We start from the raw sequence: 25,214 nt of genomic DNA, 5'->3' as shown, positions 1-25,214 counted from the left end.
ACTATCCATTAAAAACACACCTTAGCATTCGTTTTTAATGGATAGTTTACACCTCTTAATTTGGACTAAAACTAGCGTCTTTAGCTAAAATAATACGATCCATTTTCAAACCATCTTCACGCATAGAGAACGATAAAATAGTTTCACCCTTTTCTAAATCTAAATATATTGTTTTTGGAGTACCGCAATGGTTTTCAGGCACACGTTGCGCCGAAGACCAAGTCCATTTATGTTTTCCTGCACACCATTGCATACGCGCTCCACTTTCTGGCCATGTATTATTAATCCCAACATGCACTCCATTATCTTCCGAACCACTAGAATAAACACTTGCCCATACATAATAACGACCAGGCTTATTAATCTTTATTTTGTATGAAACAACACCGCCCACACCTGCAAACGGAAAAAAATTCTCACCTTCAATTAAAACATCATCATGTGTTACTCTAGTATCAGGAACGGCCTGTATGTAAGTGTTCTTGCTTGCTGTTTCACTTTGGTCTGTTTTTTCAGAATGACTTTTAATAACCCACGCTCTTTCTGTTCCGTTTTTTGAACTAAAATGAAACGCTTCAGCTTCAATTTCTAATAATCCATTTTTCTCTTCAAAAGGCTTTTTACCTTCTAAAGCAGCTGCTGCAGAAACACCTTCTGGAATTAAAACTAAACGACTCCATCGTCCTCTAGACCATGCGGTCTCGTTATTCTCAGGAATTTTATTATTGGTTACTGCTTTGGATGCGATTTGGATAATATCGTTTTCAGCAATAAAAAATTTACCTAAATCGTGAGTTGCTACTTTAAATGCTTTATCTGTTTCTGGGTTAGTAACAGTAGCTATTGGCGTACCATTTTTGAAAATAATATATTCTGATTCACCATCATTCTCGGCCATAGAAATAAACGACAAGTTATAGAGTCCTGATAATTTTTCAAACCTTGTACTCGCGTAAGCTAGTTTTGCTCGTTGTGCTGTATCGGCCGCATTAATTGCTAAAACACCATTAGCTTCATCACTATAATATACGGTATTATCACTAGGCTCATCAATAGTAAAATCTTTTAAAGCATCTAGCTTAACCACTTCTTTTTTAGAATTAGAGATTCCTTTACGAGACTGACTTTTCGATGTTATTAACGCCACCCAATCTTTATCTTTTTTTGGAGGAAAACCAATATCAACTTTTCCACCTCCACGAATTTTTCTTACTGTACCATTCTGAAGTGCTTCTCCCGTTCTTGGATTAAACCATTTTACAACAAAACTGTTTTTAGAACCAAATAAATTAAGCGTTGTCGCTTTAACTTCTGCTTGATAAATAGCATAGGTATTATCATTTTTAGCGAAAACAAAATCGTTTTTATTATCCGTTAAATCATCGGCAGATTGCATTTCGGTAAACGGCAAATACTGCTGAAAAAAATCTATAGCATATCTGGTTTGATCCCAAAGTATATCTCTAGAGCGCCAGTCTTCACACTTTAAATCGTTGTGTGCAAACTTGTAACCGAAATACCATTCTACTCCAGCGCCTCCTGCCATTAAATTAGCCAATAATACCTGATGTCTAATTCCATCATGACCAGGATCATCCTTATCTGGTTTTGCTCCTGTATCAGCTGGTCCTATTTCATCTTGATTAACCACCCAGTTTCTACCATTTTTTTGCGATTCACTTATCCATTTTTTAGTAATGTTATGCACTAACTCTGGCTTATGTGTTTGAAGCGAAGGCCCATCAAGAAATTGATAACCTAACAAAGGTTCTAAAAATAAATCTTGCGACTTTGGAACAGCATGTGTGTGCAACACTACTAAACTTTGATACGGATCTTGTTTTTTAATGTATTTAGCCATTGCTTTTCTATCCTTATCATTTTGTCCTTTAGGAGACCAATGCACCGGACCATTTTCTTCACCTAGATTCCAAGTTACTCCTAAATGATGTGAAAATCGGGCGATAAGTTCTCTGTAATATAATTTTCTTTGCACGCCTAGTTCTCCAATATCCATCAACAATTCGTTCTCTGTTTCTTGGGTTACAATATGAAGCATTAAGCCCAAATTATCCATATGATTAAATACAATTTCCCATTGATCTAATTTACTACAATCAAAACGGTAACGTTCGTTTTCATCGGTCCATGGCCATACATCTTTACCATCACCTTGTACATTCATTGTTAAAAAGTAAACCGAGTTCATACCTTTCGATGCTAAATAATTTAAAGCGCCAATAATGTTTTTTCCCTTACCGTTTTGCCACGTAGGGTCGCCCTGTTTCCAGTCTTTAGCATGAGGTTCATATTTATGGCTTGGCGGTGTTTGATCGAACTCATAATAGCCCAAAAAGTTTTCAGGACTATCTGTTCCTCCTTTTAAAAATGGCGTATTATCTTCTGCGTAATGTAAATATCTATCACCGGTATAAACCAATCGACCTTTAGCTTTTGCTTCGGGTTCCGCAATTTCAAAACGTCCTTGTAAACCATCAAAAGCAGCCGGTTTACCAGCATCAGCCGCATCATTGACAGCTACGTTTTTTCCATTTCTAAAAGACACTTCGTAAGTCCACTCACCTACTTCATCTGGAGTAAAACGTACTTGCCAAATGTTTCCGCTTTTTGCACTTGTTTCTGCGGCATTACCATCGGCTGCATAAAAACCAGGTACTTTATATGTTTTATTTTTGTGTTTAAAAACAACATTAAGTCTGTAATTTAAAAACGGATTGTCTTCTTGGCTCTCGGTAAAAGTATCCCCCTTAAAACTCAAGGTTATTTTTTTCCATTTTTGAAGTTCACCTTCAACTTTTACATCTTTATATTGCGAAAAAGTTAATTGGGTTATTAATAAAAATAATACTGTTGTAATCTTCATTTTATTTAGTTTAGGTTGGTTGTTTTTTTGTTTTAATAAATTTTATTTTTTTGAAATACTATTATTTTTATACAGATTTGAAAAAATGATTTTACAGTCCTTGTTTTTGAAAATTTAAATTCAAAAATAAACTATGGAACGCTGATACTTTAGAACATATGAACCATTTTATAAAACAAATGATATAATTATTGTTTTCAAAGCCTTATTGTGAGAATAATCAACAATAAAAATTAAAGGAGTATAAAATGTTTTTAAGATATCACTATTATCATTAAATAGTTTGAAATGAATCTCTTGGACATTTTATCTTTTAATAATTTACTATGTTTTCTTTTAGAATGAATTAAACACAAAATGAGCTTCCTTTTTAAGGCATGCTCATTTCCAAATATTATCAATTGACTTTAAAGTTCTTTATGTTTCAAAAAAATGTATGCTTTTTTGAAACAATAAAAAGCTTCCTACATTTAAAGTGCTTTTAATCTTAATAACGTTTCTAAAAAGTAATAATCCCCATAAACAATAGGCTCATCTACTTCGTCTTTTTTTGGCCAGTTTCCTGTACTATGTTTTAAAATGAATGGAGCATCGATTGTCGATTCTAAAAGATACTCTGGCGTTTTTAACGTGTTTATTATTTTCTTGCTATACTCTAAATAAGTTTCATTTTTAGTGTATTGATATAATTCTACCATCGCAGAAGCCACCACTGTTGCTGCCGAAACATCTCTGGGGGCATTGGGTATAGCCGGATCGTTGAAATCCAAGTATGGAATACCATCTTTTGGTAAGTTTTTATGATTGATAAAAAAGTTGGCCGTGGCTTGTGACTGTGCCAAATATTTTGCATCTTTTGTATATCGGTATGCCATAGTATAACCATAAATAGCCCAGCCTTGCCCCCTTGCCCAAACTGATTCATCATTAAATCCTTGGTGGGTTACTTTCATTCTAACATCTCCATTTTCAGGATTATAATCTACAACATGATAGCAGCTATTATCATTTCTAAAATGATTTTTTAACGTGGTATTGGCGTGATCTACCGCGATGTTATGAAACATACTGTCCTTGGTAATTTTAGTTGCTTCAAAAAGCATTTCTAAATTCATCATATTGTCAATAATCACCGGGAAATCCCAAGTTTCTTTATTGAAATCCCACGAACGAATGCTGCCAATAGTAGCGTTAAAACGCGATATTAACGTCTGTGAACTTTTTACAATAATATCTTTATAGTTTTGATTGTCTTCGTGCTTTAAACCGTTTCCAAAACTACAAAACACTTTAAACCCCATATCATGCGTTCTATTATTGTACTTCTCTTTTTCTACAAAAGCGGTCCATATTTTTGCTTTATTCTTAAAAGCGACATCACCTGTTAATTCATAAATTTGCCATAAATTACCAGGAAAAAATCCGCTAGTCCAATCTTTAGATCCTACCTTATTAACGGTATTTTCTTTAAAAGAATAACTTCGAGGAAAGTTTAAAGAATCGACTTGATAATCGGCTATTTTTTTATAGCGCTCTTGTAAAATAGCATCACTATCAAAAGGTTTTTCTTGTTTTGATTTACATCCAAAAAAAAGAAAAATCACGATAATAATGAGGGTGGGCTTCATATAATTTTATGGTTTAATTTAATATCAAATAATAGGCATTACAACTCAATAGAGCAACACCAGTAATAATAAAAACAGATAATGTTGATGGCTATTTTCAGTTTCTACTTTTACACAAATTAAAACGCGCACAAAAAGTGTTTATAAAAATACAAAAAAGGAACACATATATCTTCAACTTTATTTTAAAGGCTTAGTACGGAATATAATTCAATGTATAAAACAAAAAAAACACTCTAAAAAGGCACGAGATTTAACCTCTACTGTTAAATAAAAAAAAACTCAGAATTGAAATTCAATCCTGAGTTTTTTTTAAGCTTAAGCTATGTACTAAATACTTTTAAGAATCTATATATTACCTAAATTTTCTATCATCCAAATGTTAAAATCTATTTCGGATGGTATATTAAATTTTTTCCGAATTCTATTCTTACGCACTTGTACCGCACGTATAGTTACATTTTGAATCTCTGCAATTTCTTTAGTTGAATAATTTAGATATGACAAAGCACAAAAACACATCTCTGAAGTGGTTGTGTTGGGATTATTTTCTTTGAGACTTTCTATTTCGGAAGGAAAAAGCTCCTTAAATGCGTTTAAAAACTCAGGATTATTATTTTTTGACATATGAATCAAATCTTCATACTTTTTACTTTCTAAGGCTTCTTTTAGCTTTGCAACTTTTTGCTCATTTAAATCCGCCTCCATTTTCTTTTTACTTAATAAATTTCTGAACCTTTTTTTCCTTTTGTATAGCACACCAATAACCATTGCACTCGTTAAAATACTTCCTAGGAAATAATACTTATAATTATCCCTTGCTATATTATTTGCTCTTTCTTCTTTTATAATTTCTCGATATACCTTATCTAATATATTGCTGTTTATTAATTTTAATGAGTCTTCTATTTTTTTATGTTTTTCATAATACACTTTCCCCTCTAACATATTAGGTTGATGCTCCTTATAAAAATCAGACAACACTTTATAGCAATGACTAATAGCATCTTTATCATTAATTTCCAATGCGTTATCGAGCGCTTTTTTATAATGATTTCCCGCTGTATCAATGTTTCCTTTGGCTTCCTCTAGCTTTCCCAAAATTTCTAAAGAAGGATAAAAATAAGTAGATTTATTACTTGCTAAAAGCTCTAAGGACTGTGTAACATATCGCTCGGCACTTTCAAAATCACCTTCTTTAATACGTTGTTCAGCAATCTGGTTGTAAGTACCAATTTTATTATAATAATCATGACTTCCATTAAAGAAAACCAAACTTTTCTCCTGAAGTGATAAGTATTTATTTATGGAATCATTATTATTCTTTTTATTATATATATGAGTTAAATTTTGATATGCCCATAAAGTAGATAACCGCTTTACTTCAAGCGGTTCTATTTTTTCAGAAAGATGTAATTGCTTATAAAATTGAGCCACAGCCAAATCATACATTTCAAGGTAGCCATAAATGCGACCTTTCAACCTATAACTCTCTACTTGAAAATTTATATATTTTGAGAAAAAGGGTTCTTTTTCTGCTTCTGATAATAAAGACAATCCCTTATTATAATTACCTAATTCAATAAAAGCTTTAGCTAAATATATAGAGGAGGTAGCTATACCTTTTGAGTAATTTATATCTTTTGAAGCTTGTAAGGCTTCTTTCCCTAACTCAATGGATTTAAAGAAGTTTAATTGATTAAACTCTTGTTTTGATTCTATTAAAACATTATCAATATCATCGGAGTTATGTGCCTTTAAAAAGTTGAACAAACACAAAAAAACAATAAAAAAAAATCTCTTTTTAAGTAAAAACATAAAAAAATAAAGTTCACATATATTTAAAATTCAGGTATAATATACTACGTAGAAAACGTGCTAATAATAAGACACAAGAAATATAAAAAGTCACAAATTAATTGACATAAAAAACAACACCAACATAAAACACTGTAATCAAACCTCTTAACAACAAAAAAGTTAATCTTTTTTATAAATATCTTCTTATATTTTACTTAAAAAAAAACCTACAACAGTAAAAATAAAAAAAAAGCAACAATTCTCTTAATTTATCATTTAAATATTTCTTCTTTTTTTTAAAACATTTACCACTTAACGATAAAAAATAAAATTGGAATGTTTTTTTTTGAAATTATTTTGGAGTATCTAAAATATTAAAGCCTTTTACAATTATATGATTAAAACATATTCTTATAAAAGGCTGCTATTAATAATTACTCAGTTAATATCCATTTACATTCCAAAGCTTATTTCGGCGGTCAAGTAATTTAAAAAAAATGAGTTGTTTAATGTCTGTTTAGGGAAACCTCTCATCAAACCTTAACTTTAATTACTTTGGCTAATAAATTTAAGAAATTAATATTCCCATTTTACAAAAGCCTCCATCGCTGCATAATGCGATAATCCTAATTGATCATAAAGATCTGCCGTTTCCTTATTTCTATCTTCTGCACGTTGCCAAAACTCCCTGCTATCTGTACCTTGAAATACAACACCATCTTTTTGCGATTGGTGTTTAAAAATACCCTTTCGTTTTTCCAGTACTTGATCTGGCCCCATAGGCACCGCCATTTCAATTTCATCAATGCCCCATTCTTGCCATGCGCCTCTATAAAGCCATAACCAACAATCTTTCATAAACTTTTGGGGTTTCAACTCCTTTACCGATGCAAAAACAGCATCTAAGCAAACGCGATGTGTACCATGCGGATCTGCTAAATCGCCTGCTGCAAAAATTTGATGCGGCTTTATTTTTTCTATTAAATCAGAAGTTATTTTTACATCTGCTATACCTATAGGGTTCTTTTTAATGGCTCCCGTTTCATAAAATGGAAGTTCCATAAAATGGATTTGTTCATCTGGAATACCTATAAAGTGACAGGTAGCTCTTGCTTCACCTTTTCGTATCAATCCTTTTATATATCGCACTTCTGCAGTATCAATCTCACTCGATTTTTTATTTTTTAGAAATTCAGCAGCTTTCTTATAAATAACATTCGCTTCTTTATTTTCTATTCCGAATTTATCGTTATAATCACAAACGAAACTAGCAAAACGTAAGGCTTCATCATCGGCAACAGCTATATTTCCTGAAGTTTGATACCCCACATGCACTTCATGTCCTTGCTCAACCAATCGCTTAAATGTACCGCCCATACTAATGATATCATCATCGGGATGTGGACTAAAAATAAGCACACGTTTTTTGGCTGGTTCTGCACGTTCTGGACGTTTGTCATCATCGGCATTCGGTTTTCCTCCTGGCCATCCCGTAATCGTATTTTGTAGTTTATTGAATATTTTAATATTAATATCGTAAGCTGGCCCAGAATCTGCTAATAAATCACTCATTCCGTTTTCGATATAATCGTCATCGGTTAGCATCAAAATAGGCTTCTTTACGTGAAGCGCTAAACTCAATACCGCTTTTCTAATTAATTTATCTGTCCAAACAATTTTCTCAACCAACCATGGTGTATTAATACGAGTTAGCTTTGAAGCCGCAGCTTTATCTAAAACAAACGTTGCATTATTATGTTCCTGCAAATACGATGCAGGCACGCGACTTGTTACTTCGCCTTCTGTAGATTTTCTTATAATGTCTGCTTTTCTTTCTCCCCAAGCAAGAAGAATCACTCTTTTAGCTTCCATTATTTTCTTAACCCCTAAGGTAATGGCTGTTCTAGGCGTGTTTTCTAAATCTGAAAAATCACTACTTGCCGCCACTCTTGTAATATGATCCAAAGCCACTAAACGAGTTCTTGAATTTTGAAGCGATCCCGATTCATTAAAACCAATATGACCATTACCGCCAATACCTAAAACTTGTAAATCGATACCGCCTAAGGCTTCTATTTTCACTTCATATTGATCACAATAACTCGCTATATTTTCTTTGGATAATGTACCGTCTGGAATATGATAATTCTCTGGCAAAATATCCACATGATTAAATAATTGTTCTTTCATGAAACGCACATAACTATTTACAGAATCTGGTTCCATTGGATAGTATTCGTCCAAGTTAAAAGATATAACATTTTTAAAACTCAAACCTTCCTCTTTGTGCAAACGCACCAGTTCGGCATACAACCCTTTTGGCGACGATCCTGTAGCCAACCCTAATATACAAGGTTGCTTTTGCGATTGTTTAACCTTAATAAGATCTGCAATTTCCTGCGCTACAGCTTTTGATGCATTTGCTGAATCTTCATAAACCAACGTTCCAATATTCTCGAAACGCTTTTCAAATCCTGTCGCTTTGTCTATACTACTCTTTAGCATGATTTATATTTTTTATTTAATGTTATTTTTTAAAGATATTTTTTTTGATTTTTTCACTATAACAAAGCCGCTCTTAAAATACTCACTGGATGGTCAGTATCTCGATTAACTCCATCTTTTATTTGATGTCTACAACTAGTCCCTGCCGCTGCAATAATTACATCATTATTAGTATTACGAATTTTTGAAAACAAGGTATCCTCGCCTACTTGCATACTGATTTGGTAATGTTCTTTTTCATAACCGAAAGATCCTGCCATACCGCAACAACCAGAACTTATAATAGTGGCACTATAATTTTCAGGAATCGACAACATGGTAAATGTTGGTTGCATATTACTCAATGATTTTTGTTGGCAATGTCCATGAATTTTCACTACTTTCTTTTCACTAGTGAAACGTTTTGCCGAAATGTTATTTTCATCAAATTCTCGTTTAATAAACTCTTCAATGGTAAACGTGTTTTTTGCAATTTCTATGGCCGATTTTTTATCATCTGCCAACCTAATGTATTCGTCTCTAAAGGTTAAAATTGCTGAAGGTTCTATACCCACTAAAGGTACTTCATCTGTAATACGATTTTTGAAAAACGATATATTAAAATTGGTTATTCTTTTTGCTTCGTCTAAGATGCCTTTAGAAATAAAGCTTCTTCCACTTTCTTCGTGATTAGTAATAGCAACCTTATATCCTAAATCGGTTAAAAGCTCAATACAATCAATACCGATATTAACATCATAATAATTGGTAAATTCATCAATAAACAAAAACAATTCTCCTTTACTTTTTGGTTTTTCAAGGATTCTTTTTTCGTTCTTTTTATACCATTTGAATACCGTTGTCTTAGCTAATTTAGGGAGATTTCTTTCTGTAGCTATTCCGAGTATATTTTTTGTGATACTCGAACCTAAAATTAAATTAGTTAAACCTGGAACAATACTGCCTAGTTTGTTTAGTTTGGTATTATTTGCAATGAGTTTGGTTCGTATTGGCACTCCATTTGTTTTATAATATTGATATAAAAATTCAGATTTTAAAGCGGCGATATCTACATTACTTGGACATTCGCTAGCACATGCTTTGCAACTTAAACACAAATCAAAAACATCATACAATTCTTTGTGATTAAACTTATTTTGTTCTTCTGAATTTGTTAAAAACTCTCTTAACGTATTCGCTCTAGCCCGGGTTGTATCTTTTTCGTTTCTGGTTGCTCTGTAACTTGGACACATGGTGCCGCCTGCTGATGGAAGTTTTCTACAATCTCCGGAACCATTACATTTTTCGGCTGCTCTTAAAACCCCTAAACTATCTGAAAAATCCTGAATAGTTTCAATTTCGGGCTCTTTTCTGTCGGGTGCATATCTTAAATCTTTATCCATAGGAAACGCATCAACGATTTTTCCTTGGTTGAAAATATTATCAGGATCAAAGGTGTTTTTAATACGCTTTAAAAGTTGGTAGTTTTTTTCTCCAATCATTTTAGGAATAAACTCTGCCCGTACGATACCATCACCATGTTCGCCACTGAATGAGCCACCATATTTTTTGACTAATTCTGCCGTTTTAGAGGTTATTTCTCTAAACAGAACAATATCCTCCTGTTTCTTTAAATTCAAAATAGGACGTAAATGTAATTCGCCAGCTCCAGCATGCGCATAATAAACAGCCTGTTGTCCAAAATCTTCCATCATTTTAGAAAACTCTAAAATATAGTTTGGTAAATCTTTTAATTCCACAGCTGTATCTTCAATACAGGCCACAGCTTTATTATCGCCAACTATGTTCCCTAATAAACCAAGTCCTGCTTTACGCAACTCCAAGGCTTGATGTATTTCATTGCCAGATAGCTTCGGAAAAGCATAGCCTAGTTTGTGTTGTTCTAAATCTGCAATTAATGCATTGGCTTGTATTTTAGATTGCTCATCATCATCTGTACATATTTCGAACATTAAAATCGCTTTGGGGTCACTTTGCACAAAAAATCGATTTTTAATCTGTTCTCTATTATTTTTAGTACAATCTAAAATGGTTTTATCCATTAATTCGCAGGTATACAGATTGTGCTTCATCGCAATCACAACAGCCTCCATACTTTCTTCTATACTAGTAAAATGCCCTGCCACCATAATATTTTTTGATGGTGGTAAATCGTCTAATTGCAAGGTAATTTCCGTTGTAAAAGCAAGTGTACCTTCACTACCGGCCAGCAACTTCGATAAATTTATATGAGTTTCATTTCCTCCAAATAAATTTGAACTCAATAATTCATCAACCGCGTAACCATTATTTCTTCTGTGAATTGAACTTTTAGGAAATTGATTTTTTATTTCCAATTGTGCTTCAACATTAGTGAGTTCATTATAAATATTTTTATATATTTTACTCTCTAGCGTTTCTCCTTCCATTTTCAGTAAGAAGTCTTCACTTTTTAAATCGTTAAACACAGCTTCGGAAGCATCACTTAAAATCGTTTTCAATTCGACAACCTTATCTCTGGTAACGCCATATTTAATGGACGTGGTTCCGGAAGAGTTATTCCCAACCATACCACCAATCATACAGCGATTACTGGTCGAGGTATTCGGACCAAAAAAGAGCCCGTATGGTTGCAAGAACAGGTTCAATTCATCTCTAATAATTCCCGGTTGCACGGTAACCGTTTTTTTCTTTTCATCAAAACTTAATATTTTGGTGAAATATTTAGAGGTATCCACCACAAGGCCATCGCCCACACATTGGCCAGCCAAAGAAGTTCCTGCTGTTCTAGGAATAAGAGATATCTTATTTTTTGATGCAAATTCAACTAATATTTTTAGATCTTGATTGTTTTTAGGATAAGCTACGCCCAAAGGCATTTTTCTATAAACAGAAGCATCTGTCGCATAAATCGTTTTATGCAATACATCATTAAAAAGATCCCCTTCTAAACTATTTGATAACTCGCTAAAACCCTTTTCTAAAATTGCTGCCATATATTATTTTACTTGTATAGTAAATATTTTTCTCTAACGTCACTAAATGCTTTTAATCCAGATGCCCAAGTAGCTCGAATTTCTTCAGCAGACATTCCTTTTTCTATTTGAGTTTGTAACGCCGTAGTTCCTGCTAATTTAGGAAAGAATTTATTAAAAAACGCTTCTTTTTGTGGTGCTAAACTGTAAGCCTCTATTAACCAACTTAAATCAATTTTACTTAATTTTTTAGTTTGTGTTAAATCTCTACCAAAACATAATTCTCCTTGATGCTTAGGAGATTTTGCTCCAAAATTTGGTTCTGGCGTAAAGCTGAAATCAAATGATTCTTTAGGTAAAAAAGGTGCTCCAAATATTTGGAATTGTGTTTCTGTACCTCGACCACAACTAACATCTGTACCTTCGAAAAAACACAAACTTGGGTATAAATTAATAGATGTTGCATTTGGAAGGTTTGGTGAAGGCAGGATAGGTAAATCGTATTCAGAATGATGTGTGTAGTTTTCTAACGATACTACTGTTAAATCACATTGAATACCATTTTCTAACCATTTTTCACCATTAATCATTTTTGCATACTCACCGATTGTCATACCATAAACAATAGGAACAGGATGCATACCTACAAAACTTTTGACATTTTCTTCTAACATGGGACCATCAATATAGTGTCCGTTCGGGTTTGGTCTATCTAGAACAATAACAGGAATTTCTAGCTCTGCACAAGCTTCCATAATATAATGAAGTGTTGAAATATAAGTGTAAAAACGTACACCAACATCCTGTATATCGAACACCATAACATCAACATTTTCTAGATGTTCTTTTGATGGCTTACTATTACTTCCGTAAAGAGAAACAGTAGGTAAACCCGTTTCAGCATCTATGCCATCGGTTATGTGCTCTCCCGCATCTGCTTTACCACGAAATCCATGTTCTGGAGCAAATACTTTTGAAATACTGATATCCATTTTTATTAAAGAATCTACTAAATGTATGTAATCTTTATTTTCCTTAAAAATAACACTTGTTTGATTGGCTGCAATTCCTACACGTTTCCCTTTTAACATAGATAGGTAATCTTCCGTTTGATTAGCGCCTACTATAATTGGAATATCTTTTACAATTTCTTTTACAACAGCACTATTGTTAGCCGTATTTTTTTTAGTATTCGAATTACATGAAAAGGATGTAAAAACAAATAATATAAGAACGTATTTTATATGAGTTAAATTAGTTTGCATAAGTTCGTTTTAATAAAAAAATTAATTTGATTTTAAAATTTTAAATACTCCTTGTTTTCCGCCATTAATTTCAATTTTCAGAAAGTAAATGCCTTCTGATAAATGTTGAACATCAATTGATTCTAATTTAGAGTTAACCGTCATAATAGATTTCCCTAATACATCAACAAGTTCCATGTTATTCAATGTTAAATTGTTTGTATTGGATATATTGATTACAGTACTAGTAGGGTTTGGGTAAACCTGAATATTTTCTTTTACATAAGCATCATCTAAAGAAGCTGTTTCTCCAAATTTTGTGTTTATAAGTTCCCAAAGTTCCGGACGTGTGCCATCGTAATTTAAAGCCCAAATACCTATGCCTCCTAAATTATTTTCTATAGCTAAATCGTATTTTTTTGAAAGACTGATTTCATTATCTGTCCAAACTTGATTCCAATTTACACCATCATTCCAAGTGTACCACGGGTATTCAAAATTGGCATTCCAAATAAAACCACCGTGGGTATCTGCTTCGGTTACCGTATTCTTATATCTTGTTGACCCCACATGTGAAATTGTTGTCGATTCAGATGCATTAGTATCTGTTTTCCATTGTTGCCCATAATAAGGTACTGCCAAAACTAATTTCTCGGGGTTACTTGCTGTTGGCGCAGCATACGTTCCTGTTTCAACAGTTCTTTTAATAAACCTTTTCCATGATGTATGATGCGTTAAAGGTGCCACAGGACCAGAATTAGCACCACTTCCGGAAGTATAATCGTATGCCATAATAACCAAATAATCTACACTATCAACCAAATCGTCCATAATCCATCCACCCCAATTTACAGCAGGGCCATCTACAGAAACCTCTTTACCCGGTAATTCTGTGTGAATATAATTGGTTAAATTAGCCATGAAAGTATTAAACTCGGCTCCTCTATGAGCCGTAGCCATCCCCTCGAAATCTATATTGACACCATCTAAACTATAAGTTTGAATGATGTTTTTTATATTCGCGAAAAATGTTGCTTGTTTTGCCGTATTTGTTATCATTTCCCAGGCTACAGCATCTGCACCATCGGATCCTCCAAAATTAACCACCGTCATAACTACTTTTACGCCTTGCGCATGAGCTGCATTAATCTCTGTTGTCCATGGCCATCCCGCTGGTGTACTTACTGAAGCATCAAGTTGGACTAAAAAATCAAAACACGCTAAATGAGTTAATAAATCGTATCTTATATTATTGTGTGCACCAGCACTTCGTTCCCAATAAGGCAAAAAACCTAGCACCTTTTTATTTAGCGTAGTTGCTTGATTTTCTTGTAAACTTATAATACTTTCCGATTTATTATCCGATGTTTTTAAAGCGATTTTCACATCACCAAACTCCTCTTTTTGTGATTGATGAGCTCCTTTAACAATTAATTCTTGTGCTGTTGTAACTTGAATCCCTAGAAACCCAATAACACATAATTGAAGTAATTTTTTTTTCATTTTTCCTACTTTTTAAATTAAACAAAATAACACTTATCAATCTGGGGCTTTAACTTTAAAAACGTACTATAAACCAGTACCAAAAGACGCTGGTAATTCACCATAGGCTTGTTGTTTTCCTAATATTATTTGAGCAGAAATACTTTGAGATACATCGGTATTTTCATAAGACATTATGATGCCTTCAATGTTTTTTAAAGTAATATCTTTTAAACAATATTGACTTGCAAATACATTTAAAATCACCTTATTTGTTTCAGCAACTTTTTCAATCCATGCTTTATCCTCTTCGGAAATTACTTTAGTATCTCGGTATTTCAAACGATGATACCCAATGATGATTTTATCATATTTCTTAAGATTTTTTAAGAGTTCTTTTTCTGAAACCTCAGCTACATTATACACACTAATACCTGAACCAAGTTCCTTTACAAAAGCTTCCGAAGCTCCATCTCCTAATTTCAGAAATGCTATTTTTTCTTTATTATTTGAATCCTTAGTAAAAATATCATCTTCATTTTTAATCACTGTAATGGCATTACTGATGGCTTCCTTATTTAACTCTAGATTATCAACACCATTCAAATCGTCTATTAATCCATTTATTTCAATAGGTTGAAATTTATTTAAATCAACATCGTATTTGGCGGCTAATATCTTTTTTACAGAATGCGATAAACGTGCTTCTGTTATTTCATTATTATCATAAGCTTCCGTTATTTTCAAAATTGCTTTTGGTGCATTTTCAGTGAACAATAACACATCATTACCAGCTTTAAAAGCGGCTAAATCGACATCTCCTGGTTCTTTATAATTCGCCACACCTTTCATGTTTAAAGCATCGGTAAAAACCAATCCTTTAAAGTCCAACTGTTCTTTTAAAATATTGGTAACAATGTTATAAGATAGTGAAGAAGGTAATCCTTCTATAGGCTCTAAACTTGGTACATTTAAGTGTGCAACCATAACACCTCCAACTTGCTTTTCAAACAATTTTTTAAATGGATAAAGTTCAACAGAATCAATTCTTTCTTTTGAAAAACTAACCGTTGGTAACGCTTTATGCGAATCTGTATCGGTATCGCCATGCCCCGGAAAATGCTTAGCACAAGCCAAAACGCCCTCACTTTGTAAACCGTGAGTAAATGCTAATGATTTGCTTGTTACATTCAGCTTATCTTCTCCAAATGATCGTACTCCAATAATTGGATTATTCGAATTTGTGTTAATATCAACCACAGGCGCAAAGTTTAGATGCACGCCTAAACGCTTACAATGCTTACCGATTTGCTGACCAATTCGTTTTATTATATCATCATTTTTTATAGCTCCAAGCGTCATATTATATGGAAAACCAGATGTACTATCTAAACGCATATTCAAGCCCCATTCCGCATCCATGCCAATTAACAAAGGCACTTTAGACATTGCTTGGTAGGTGTTTGTTAATTCTGCTTGACGTACTGGACCACCTTGAAAAAAAATAAGCCCACCAATACCATGGTCTTTAATTAGCTTTTGAATAGAATCTAAATGACTGTCCGTTCTATTTGAATATGTGGCCACCATAAATAATTGCCCCACCTTTTCTTTAACCGACATATTATTATAAATACTGTCTACCCACTGAGCCTTTGTTGTTGCTGTTGTTACGTTACTAGACCTTTTAGCATCATGACATGAAAAGAAACTAAATAAGAATAATGACAGAATGCTTATTGCTAAAATTTTTTTCATTTTTTTGTTGTATTAAATGCATCAATTGCTTTTCTAACACTTTCATGTTTTAATAATAGTGTAGTTGCTAATTCCTCTTCAATATGAAGTTCGTTCATAATCATTTGAACTCCTCTGTTTACAAGCTTTTTATTAGACAGTTGCATGTCTACCATTTTGTTGCCTTTTACTCTACCTAATTTTATCATTACGGTAGTAGAAATCATATTCAGTGCTAGTTTTTGAGCAGTACCTGCTTTCATTCTAGTACTTCCGGTAACAAATTCTGGACCTACGATTAATTCAATAGCGTGATCAACTTCCTGTGATAAAGGTGAATTCCCGTTACAGGTAATACATCCTGTGATAATATTATTTTCTCTAGCTTTTTTAACCCCTCCTATAACATACGGTGTTGTTCCAGATGCGGCAATTCCTATAAGAACATCGTTTTCATTTATATTGAATTTCTGCAAATCATCCCATGCCAATTTGGTATCGTCTTCTGCATTTTCAACTGCCTTCCTAAGGGCAATATCTCCTCCAGCAATTAACCCAATCACCATGTCATCGGTTACCCCGTAAGTTGGTGGACATTCCGAAGCATCAAGCACACCTAATCTTCCACTTGTTCCAGCTCCTATGTAAAACAATCGTCCGCCATTACTCATTTTATCATAAATAGTATCGACTAATTTTTCAATAGACGGAATCGCTTTTTCAATCGCTAGAGGTACTGTTTTATCTTCAGTATTCATATTTAACAGTAACTCAAATGTTTTCATTTGGTCTAAGTTATCGTAGTCTGAAACTTGCTCAGTTGTTAAATGGTTTTCCATAGCATCTAAATATTTTATATTATTTTTTTATTTGATTTAACACACATTTACGAACTCTTAAATGTGTTTATATTATTCTACTTTGCTTCGTTCTTTTTCTTAACAAGAATTAGACATACCACAGTTATAAATGCATTGACAAAAATATTCATGAATCCAAAATCAAACTCATACCAAATGATAGAGTAATGATTTAATAAATAAGTCAACACAGGCGCTAAAACACATATAAAAGGAACAGCTTCGTCTTTTATTTTTATTTTAGTAAAAATTCCAAATAAATAAAGTCCTAATAATGGCCCGTAAGTATAGCCAGCAACTTTAAAAATCATCGAAATAACATCCCCTTTACTTTCTGAAAACAGTATTATTATTGTAAAAATGACTGCTGAAAAGCCAAACAAAACTCTATTTTTTAATTGTTTTTTTTCTTTTGAATTTTTATGCTGAATATCTAAAAAATCATGAGTAAAAGATGTTGTTAACGCCGTTAACGCTGAATCTGCACTAGAAAATGAAGCCGCCGTTATTCCGAGAATAAAACTGATACTCGCAATGATTCCGAAATGATTCAAAGAAAGCATTGGAAACAAGGTATCGGTATTTATAAATTGTCCGTTTTCAATCTCTAGCTGAATACCAAATTTTTCGGCATATAGATACAGCATAACCCCTAAGCCTAAAAACAGAAACTGAGTTATTGCTAAAATTAAACTAAAGGTTAAAATATTACGTTGCGCTTCTTTTTTGTTTCTACAGGTTAATGTTTTTTGCATCATATTCTGGTCTAAACCAACCATAGCTACTGCTATTAAAAAACCTGAAATAAATTGTTTATAAAAATTATTTCCAGAATTAAAATCCCAATTAAAAACTTCAAAATAATCATGATTTACAACAGAAGATATTGTTTGAGAAAAACTTAAATTCAAAGAACTTTTCACCACATATATTGTAATTCCTACAGCCATTAACAAAAAAAATGTTTGCAATGTATCAGTCCAAACAATGGTTTTAATTCCAGATTTATGAGTGTATACCCAAATTAAAAAAAGAACGATAAGTACAGTTAAAAAAAACGGAACTCCTAAAGCATCAAAAACGGCATATTGTAATATTTTAGCCGCCAATAATAACCTTAATGCTGCTCCAAATGATTGTGATATTAAGAAAAACAACGATCCCGTTTTGTAAGACTTAACACCAAATCTAGTTTCTAAATAGGTATATATTGATACTAGTTTTAAATCGTAATAAATAGGTATCAGGACATACGTTATAAAGACATAGCCCACAACATTACCAAAAACAAATTGTAAATAGTAGAAATGATTAGTGCCCACCATACCTGGAATAGAAACAAAAGTGACACCAGATAAAACTGCGCCAATCATACCAAAAGCAACCACTTGCCAAGGCGAATTTCTATCACCTGTGTAATACGACTCGTCACTCGTGTTTTTTGAAACGATATGAGATATCAGCATTAATACCCCAAAATAAGATGCTATAATTATTAGAATTAGTGTTGCGCTCATTTTAATTATCTAGTTGGTTTGTGCTATTTGTAATAGTTCGTATTTAAAATTCTATTTGTTTTTTTAAAATTTTCAAAAACATCCGTCATTATTAGAAACTTGTTATTGAATATTTACATTTATAAGAACACATTATAGTATGATTTTTAGCGTTATTATCAATAACAGATAGAACATCTGATAAATACGTTTAATAAAATAAAAGGTTTGTTTTTGGATATTTAATAGTTTCTAAAGATTATGTAGTATCTATTTCTTCATCTTGAAAAATTAATAAAGAATTATCTTTTCAAGTATTTTATCTATTGATTTTTTTTGTTTCAGAATAAAGAACATCTCTTAAAATTTAAGCATAACTATACATCCTATACTGCTAAAATCTTGTTGTATTGAGTTTAGACAATAATGTTATTAGCCCATCTCTAATTAATTCCTTATGTAAAAATGGTATAATAATCCTATCTCCCTTTACAAAGCAAGCTTTTTAATTTCTATTTAAAAAAGAGGTGAGAGCAATACATAAACGTCTCTCACCTCTTAAAAAACTAACTCAAATCAATTAAAAACTGATTATGTTTATATCAAGAGATAAACGGATATACTTAAGTTAAAAAACTCATTTTTAATTTACATCCCACCACATTCTTGTTAACAAATCATCGCCACCTTGCTGTATAGTAGCAGCTTCAACAGCCTCTGGATTGTTTAATTTTTCAGAACCTGGGTAAGGTAATCTTCTAGGAATTTCTCCTCCGGTAAGCAGTGTTGCTACACTTGCTGGCACTAAAACAGGATAACCAGATCGCTTCCAGTTTGAAAATGATTCTACACCATTTCCAAAAGTAGCTACCCAATATTGTTCGTTAATCATTTTTAATGCTTCTGAAGGCACAAATGGGTTTGCTGCTAAATAATCATCAATTTGTGCTGTAGTGATTTCTACTCCATGACCATAAAGTGATAAATATTGCATGGCCGCAGTTACACCATCTTCATAGTGCGTTTTCACAGCTGTACTTCCACCTGCTATGCCCCAACGTTCTGCTGCTTCAGCCAGCATTAACTCTACTTCCGCATAAGTTTGAAAGAATAAAGGTGCATCATAAATAATAACTCCTGACCCTCCAAAAATATTAATATTCGGTTTTGAATTTGCATTTCCACGAGCAGGATCATCTATATCTTGTCCTGTTTGAAGTGCAAAATCTGTATCACCATCTACTGTAGAACATAATACAGAAACGCGCGGATCTCCTTTAGTTTTCATGAAATCCATGAACGGTTTAGAAATTTTCAATTGAGTTGAACCTCTTGACGTAAAAGATTTAGTTAATGGGTTTACGTTAGGACCAGCATCATTAGCCGAGTTTTCGTATTTCAAGTAAGCAATATCTTCATTACTAACCATAACACCACCTGCAATGGCTTTTGTTGCCCATGCTTTCGCACCTGCATCATCTACATTTACCATACGCATAGCCAAACGTAACATTAATGAGTTTGCGAATTTTTTCCATTTTAGTACATCTCCACCGTACATTAAGTCTGCTGCACCAAATGAGCTTGTTGCTCCACCTTGTCCTAAGGTAGCTGCAGCTGTTTCTAAAGTTAATAACATGTCGGCATAAATATCACTTTGCTTGTCATATTTAGGAAAACGAATACCCTCTAAAAACCCTTTTCCGGCTTCACTGTATGGAATATCTCCATAAGCATCGGTAATTCGACTAAAGATTAGTACTCTTTGTATTTTCACTATTGCTAAATCTGTAGCTGCATTAGGCTCTTCACTTGCTGATAATTGCGCTTCTAGATCGACTACATTCTTAACCGTATTTGAGAATTGCTCTTCAAAAAACTGGTTTGTATTTCCTTCTTTGTATAAAAATGACACATAAGATGTGGCATTAAGTTGTTGCACATTTTGCATTAAATGGATTACATTATAAAACAATGTAGCAACATAACTACTACCTCCTGTATATAATTGAACAAATGTTAATTTTGTTGACGGATCCAGTTGTGTTGGTTTTGTGGGATTTGTATTAATTTCCTCAAACCCTTTATCACAAGCTCCAAATGTTAATGCAGCTATAACTAGTAAAATAAGTGTTTTTTTCATCTTTTTCTTTTTTAAAATTTAACATTTACAGAAAAACCATAACTTCTAGTTGATGGAATACCAAACCTTTCAATTCCTTGAGAATTCAGGTTGTTTAAAGCTGCTTCCGGATCTACATTATCAATATCTTTTTGAATAAAGAAAAGGTTTCTTCCTATTAACGACAGTCTTAATTCATTAATAAAAGTGTTTTCCAAAACTTTACTTGGCAAATTATATGATAAACTTAATTCTCTAAACTTTATAAAATCTGTACTGTAAACAAATGCTTCAGAAATACCAACGCTTTCTTCTCCAATAAAACCATAATATGTTCTTAAGTTTTCTGGAGCTACGGTCGTAGTAAAGGCATCACCTGTAGCATCATCAATTCCAGATACTACTAATCCCGTTTCTCTACCTTCTAATGTATCTTCATGCAGTCCTCTCATAACCAATTCTCTATTGGTTCCAGAGTGTACACTTCCTCCAAATTTAGCATCAATTAAAAAACCTAAGGTCATATTTTTATATCTAAACGAGTTAGAGAAACCCATTGTATAAGGCGCAACACCTTGACCTAGTATTTTGTTTTCGCCTTGTATCGGTTTTGGTACAGAACCTGAAATATTATACATAATATTACCATCTTCATCTCTTTTATATGATGATCCCCAGATTACACCGTAATTTTCTCCTACTATATGAGAGATAATAGCTGTTCTTGATCTTGTTTGACTACCATCAACATTAATAGGTGTGTTCTCATCATCAGTGCTAATAATTTCACTATCATTATAACCTAAGTTAAAAGATGTATTCCATGAGAAATTATCTGTTCTAATTGGCGTACCTCCAATTAATAACTCAAATCCTTTATTTTCTAACTCACCAATATTTAGTATTGATGATGTAAAACCTGATGATTGAGAAGCCGCAGCTCTTACAATATCATTAGTGGTTTGATTTTGGTAATAAGCCATATCCAAGTTTAAGCGATTATTAAAAAATCGTCCATCAAAACCTATTTCAAATTCATTTTTCTGAAATGGCACTAAGTTTGGATTAGGAATTGAGTTTCCATTTAACTGTCCGAAAGACTGACCTTGGAATGATCCTGTTATGGCATAATCTAAATTTAAGGCATATGCGTTTTGTGCTCCACCAGCTACTTGAGCGTAACTTGTTCTAATTTTCGCGTAAGTAATTGCTTCTGGCAAATTGAATGCATCACTAAGCAATAAACTTCCACTTAACGACCAGTAAAAATCATTATTTGGTGTTGTTTTTCCTGGGAAAGATAATGTTGAGAACCAATCGTTTCTAGCTGTATATGTTAGATATAAGTATTTATTATAATCCATTTCAAACGAACCGTATACTGAATTTGTTTTAGTTTTAAAATAAGTATTTGTTGGCTCAGGTAAAGTTGTATTATTAATATCCTCTAAACCTATAACTATAAAACCTCTACCAAGTGCACTTAACTGCTCATAAGTAGCAGTTCTACTATTAGCACCAATGATAGCATTTGCTGATATTTTTTCGGTTAAAGCTTTATCAAAACCTAACATAACATCCGAATCAAATGACGTATAAGTAGATTTACTTTGAGACATTTGTCCTGCTGGACGGTATGCTGTTCCAAAAGGCGTTACATTTCTTCTAGATAAATCATAAGTATCTATACCTGCTCTACCTGTTGCATACAACCAATCTGTGATATCATACCTTAAAGTACTTGAAACAGTTAGTCTATTTTTCTTATCATCATTATTAAAATCATTAACTGCCCAATAAGGGTTTGAAATAAATTGACTTGGTTGAAACAAAAGTTCTGTTCCTTCCTCATTAGAACCTGGCTTTAAATCGTAAATATCTAAATTACCTGGCAATACAAAAGCTACTGTATTTGCATTTCCTGGTGTATCTCCAATGTTAATACGGTTATGAACTTTTTCAATAACATATTTTGCATTAACCGTTGAGGTTAAGTTTGGATTGATTTTCGCAGAAGTATTTAATGATAATGACTTTCTGTTTAAAGTTGAATTAGGAAAAATATCTTTATTTTCTAAATTAGAAAAAGAAAAACGATAGCTTACATTCTCGCCACCTTTCGTTAAGGCCAAAGTATTTACAGCTGTTGTTCCTGTATCGTAAAATTTATCTAGATTATTACCAGTATATGAATATGGTCTTTTAACACCATCCCAGTTATAAACAAGTGAGCCATCATAAGGAGTTCCCCAAGATTGCAATGCACTAACAAAAGAATCATCGGTAGCAAGTATAGGATCTGAGATTTCTACTGGATTATTATTGATATCATACTCATAACCAGGTTTCAATCTATTATTACCTTGCCCATATGTAGTTTGCATATTTAACAAATCTGTATTTACTTTATCAAAAGTATAAGACGTAGAATACTCAATACCTAGTCCTTTAGTACGGTTAGCTGTTTTTGTTGTTATCATGATAACACCATTAGAAGCTAATGAACCATATAATGCAGCCGCAGAACTACCTTTTAAAACAGATACAGATTCAATATCATCAGGGTTTATAGAAGAAACATCATCACCTCCATCACCTGTTCCGTCATTAGTTGCTCCAACAACTGAACCGTTTGTATTGTTAATAATAGGAATACCATCTACCACGTAAAGCGGTTGATTATTTCCTGTTAACGAACTTGCACCACGAATAATAACCCTACTAGATCCAGCTGCTCCCGAACTACTAGTAGAAATATTAACCCCCGCAACTCTACCTTGCAACGAATTAACAGCACTTGTTGATTTCACTGAAGACAATTCGTCTCCTTTTACTTCGGTTAACGAATATCCCAAAGCTTTTGCTTCTCTTTTAATTCCTAATGCAGTAATAACAATTTCATCAAGATTGGTTGCATCTTCTTCCAATGCCACATTTATCACTTGTGTTTTACCTGTTAAAGAAACCTGCTTGTTTTCGTACCCCATAAAACTAAAGCTTAGCGTTTCTCCTGCTAATTCACTTCCGTTAATAGAGTACTTCCCATCAAAATCGGTAACACTACCGTTTGATGTGCCATCAATGACCACATTTACCCCTACTAAAGGCATGCCACTTCCTTTTTCAGTTACTACACCGGAAACCGTAACTGATTGCGCAAATGAAGTTTGCATAAAAAACAACGCCAAGAGGGCAATTACTTGCAAATAATAATTTTTCATATAAGTTAGTATTAAGTTAATTTTAGTAAAAATATAATAAAAAATCAGATAATGCAAATTTATTGCAATATTACACTGTTTTATGCATGTTTTAATTATTAAGTTCGAAAAATAAGCGTTGTATAATGACAATTTACGCAGTAAGGACTATATTTTTATGAATATCCTATTTTTATACAGCAAAAAACAAATAAACCAAAAAACGACAATATGAGTTAAAGCAAATAATAATGACCCATTCATATCGCCAGCAATTGGAACAAACACCTTACTATACAAGTATTTGTATCCTGAAATTTCTCCATCTTGAGTTGGTATTTTAATTAAATAACTTATTGTTTTTACATATAAGCCCGAAAAAACAAAAATAAATAACGGGTTTGTTCCGAAGTGAATAAAAGGTTTAACCCATTTAGTATATCCTTTAAAATCGATAACATAAATTAATAGAGCTAAAAACAATGTCGCTAAGCCAGCTGTAAAAAACACATAAGAACTCGTCCATAACGCCTTATTTATCGGAAATACAAACCCCCAAACAAAACCTAAACTAGTAAGCAAAGCCCCATAAGTCATTAGTTTTTTAGATTTTAACAACACATGAGCTTCAAGACTTATAGACTGACCAACAAGATACCCAATGATTACCGTTGCAATAGATGGTATAGCCGACAGCAACCCTTCAGGATCGAATGGAATACCGAAACCTTTATATATATGGTTTTCGCCAAAAACGAATAAATCAAATTTTCTAACAATATTTTCATTTAAAGAATAAGGATCTGTCCCTCCTCCGAAATAAAGCAACCCCCAATAACCAAGTACAATCAATCCTAAAACAACTAATATCTTTTTCCTTTCAAAACTTAAACAAATAATGGTTCCGAAGGCGTAAGCAATAGCAATACGTTGCAAAACCCCCATTACTCTAACATTACTAAAATCAAAATAAGGGTATAAATTCAACAGCAAACCCAACAGAAAAATAATCAAAGCTCTTTTTCCTATTTTAAAAAACATAGGCTTTGACATTTTAGTTGCATACTTTTTAACCGAAAACCAAGCAGACACGCCAACTATGAATAAGAAAAAAGGAAATACTAAATCTGTCGGTGTACACCCATGCCACTCCGCATGCCGTAATGGAGAATAAACATAAGCCCAACTACCAGGAGTATTAACCAAAATCATCAACAAAATGGTTAAACCCCTTAAAACATCTAAAGAAATTAGTCTATCTGAACGTTTCATAATCATTTATTTTTAAATTTTTATCGGTAA

The 25,214-nt window shown here is 32.8% G+C and carries 13 protein-coding genes; all 13 read right to left on the bottom strand.

What is annotated here, in order from left to right:
• Positions 1–55 precede the first annotated feature (55 nt).
• The 13 genes from QWY92_RS16210 to QWY92_RS16150 all read right to left on the bottom strand — a co-directional run bounded on the left by QWY92_RS16210 (position 56) and on the right by QWY92_RS16150 (position 25,184).
• Entirely contained in the window at positions 56–2,884 is a 2,829-nt protein-coding gene (locus QWY92_RS16210; RefSeq protein WP_290273142.1) for a DUF5060 domain-containing protein, read from the bottom strand.
• Between the two features lie 470 nt (positions 2,885–3,354).
• Positions 3,355–4,512, bottom strand: coding sequence for a glycoside hydrolase family 88 protein (locus QWY92_RS16205; RefSeq protein WP_290273141.1), 1,158 nt, complete (start codon positions 4,510–4,512; stop codon positions 3,355–3,357).
• A gap of 348 nt (positions 4,513–4,860) precedes the next feature.
• The gene (locus QWY92_RS16200) at positions 4,861–6,330 is read right to left on the bottom strand and encodes a tetratricopeptide repeat protein (RefSeq protein WP_290273139.1); all 1,470 of its coding nucleotides are present in this window, start codon (positions 6,328–6,330) and stop codon (positions 4,861–4,863) included.
• Positions 6,331–6,888: 558 nt separating this feature from the next.
• Positions 6,889–8,817 (bottom strand): glucosamine-6-phosphate deaminase, encoded by a 1,929-nt coding sequence (gene nagB / locus QWY92_RS16195; protein ID WP_290273137.1) that lies wholly within the window; start codon positions 8,815–8,817, stop codon positions 6,889–6,891.
• 56 nt (positions 8,818–8,873) lie between these two features.
• Complete coding sequence (locus tag QWY92_RS16190) at positions 8,874–11,792, bottom strand: FAD-binding and (Fe-S)-binding domain-containing protein (protein WP_290273135.1); 2,919 nt, start codon at positions 11,790–11,792, stop codon at positions 8,874–8,876.
• 8 nt (positions 11,793–11,800) lie between these two features.
• On the bottom strand, positions 11,801–13,036 hold the full coding sequence (locus QWY92_RS16185; RefSeq protein ID WP_290273133.1) for an exo-beta-N-acetylmuramidase NamZ family protein: 1,236 nt from the start codon (positions 13,034–13,036) through the stop codon (positions 11,801–11,803).
• Between the two features lie 21 nt (positions 13,037–13,057).
• Positions 13,058–14,518, bottom strand: a complete 1,461-nt coding sequence (locus QWY92_RS16180) for a glycosyl hydrolase family 18 protein (RefSeq protein ID WP_290273131.1) — start codon at positions 14,516–14,518, stop codon at positions 13,058–13,060.
• Positions 14,519–14,584: 66 nt separating this feature from the next.
• Positions 14,585–16,255 carry a glycoside hydrolase family 3 protein gene (locus QWY92_RS16175; protein ID WP_290273130.1) on the bottom strand — a complete coding sequence of 557 codons (1,671 nt, stop codon included), beginning with the start codon at positions 16,253–16,255 and terminating at the stop codon, positions 14,585–14,587.
• Entirely contained in the window at positions 16,252–17,073 is an 822-nt protein-coding gene (gene murQ / locus QWY92_RS16170; RefSeq protein ID WP_290273128.1) for an N-acetylmuramic acid 6-phosphate etherase, read from the bottom strand. The genes QWY92_RS16175 and murQ overlap by 4 nt, the downstream gene beginning before the upstream one ends.
• Positions 17,074–17,150: 77 nt before the next feature.
• Positions 17,151–18,611 (bottom strand): sodium:solute symporter, encoded by a 1,461-nt coding sequence (locus tag QWY92_RS16165; protein ID WP_290273126.1) that lies wholly within the window; start codon positions 18,609–18,611, stop codon positions 17,151–17,153.
• A 622-nt stretch (positions 18,612–19,233) separates the two neighbouring features.
• A complete protein-coding gene (locus QWY92_RS16160) occupies positions 19,234–20,733 on the bottom strand; it encodes a SusD/RagB family nutrient-binding outer membrane lipoprotein (protein WP_290273124.1) in 1,500 nt (499 codons plus the stop codon).
• Between the two features lie 11 nt (positions 20,734–20,744).
• Positions 20,745–23,933, bottom strand: coding sequence for a SusC/RagA family TonB-linked outer membrane protein (locus tag QWY92_RS16155; protein ID WP_290273122.1), 3,189 nt, complete (start codon positions 23,931–23,933; stop codon positions 20,745–20,747).
• 147 nt (positions 23,934–24,080) lie between these two features.
• Positions 24,081–25,184, bottom strand: a complete 1,104-nt coding sequence (locus QWY92_RS16150; protein WP_290273120.1) for an acyltransferase family protein — start codon at positions 25,182–25,184, stop codon at positions 24,081–24,083.
• Positions 25,185–25,214 lie beyond the last annotated feature (30 nt).

This window comes from Algibacter miyuki (assembly GCF_030409805.1).
GTDB lineage: Bacteria > Bacteroidota > Bacteroidia > Flavobacteriales > Flavobacteriaceae > Algibacter > Algibacter miyuki.
Note: the sequence above shows the minus strand (reverse complement) of the source record. Positions and strands in the feature narration are given on the sequence as shown.

What these genes read in the sequence shown, in the direction of transcription:
- QWY92_RS16190 (WP_290273135.1), bottom strand. Translation starts at nt 11,792, where the DNA reads ATGGCAGCAATTTTAGAAAAGGGTTTTAGCGAGTTATCAAATAGTTTA.
- QWY92_RS16155 (WP_290273122.1), bottom strand. Translation starts at nt 23,933, where the DNA reads ATGAAAAATTATTATTTGCAAGTAATTGCCCTCTTGGCGTTGTTTTTT.
- QWY92_RS16200 (WP_290273139.1), bottom strand. Translation starts at nt 6,330, where the DNA reads ATGTTTTTACTTAAAAAGAGATTTTTTTTTATTGTTTTTTTGTGTTTG.
- QWY92_RS16205 (WP_290273141.1), bottom strand. Translation starts at nt 4,512, where the DNA reads ATGAAGCCCACCCTCATTATTATCGTGATTTTTCTTTTTTTTGGATGT.
- QWY92_RS16185 (WP_290273133.1), bottom strand. Translation starts at nt 13,036, where the DNA reads ATGCAAACTAATTTAACTCATATAAAATACGTTCTTATATTATTTGTT.
- QWY92_RS16175 (WP_290273130.1), bottom strand. Translation starts at nt 16,255, where the DNA reads ATGAAAAAAATTTTAGCAATAAGCATTCTGTCATTATTCTTATTTAGT.
- QWY92_RS16160 (WP_290273124.1), bottom strand. Translation starts at nt 20,733, where the DNA reads ATGAAAAAAACACTTATTTTACTAGTTATAGCTGCATTAACATTTGGA.
- QWY92_RS16165 (WP_290273126.1), bottom strand. Translation starts at nt 18,611, where the DNA reads ATGAGCGCAACACTAATTCTAATAATTATAGCATCTTATTTTGGGGTA.
- QWY92_RS16210 (WP_290273142.1), bottom strand. Translation starts at nt 2,884, where the DNA reads ATGAAGATTACAACAGTATTATTTTTATTAATAACCCAATTAACTTTT.
- nagB (WP_290273137.1), bottom strand. Translation starts at nt 8,817, where the DNA reads ATGCTAAAGAGTAGTATAGACAAAGCGACAGGATTTGAAAAGCGTTTC.
- QWY92_RS16150 (WP_290273120.1), bottom strand. Translation starts at nt 25,184, where the DNA reads ATGAAACGTTCAGATAGACTAATTTCTTTAGATGTTTTAAGGGGTTTA.
- QWY92_RS16180 (WP_290273131.1), bottom strand. Translation starts at nt 14,518, where the DNA reads ATGAAAAAAAAATTACTTCAATTATGTGTTATTGGGTTTCTAGGGATT.
- murQ (WP_290273128.1), bottom strand. Translation starts at nt 17,073, where the DNA reads ATGGAAAACCATTTAACAACTGAGCAAGTTTCAGACTACGATAACTTA.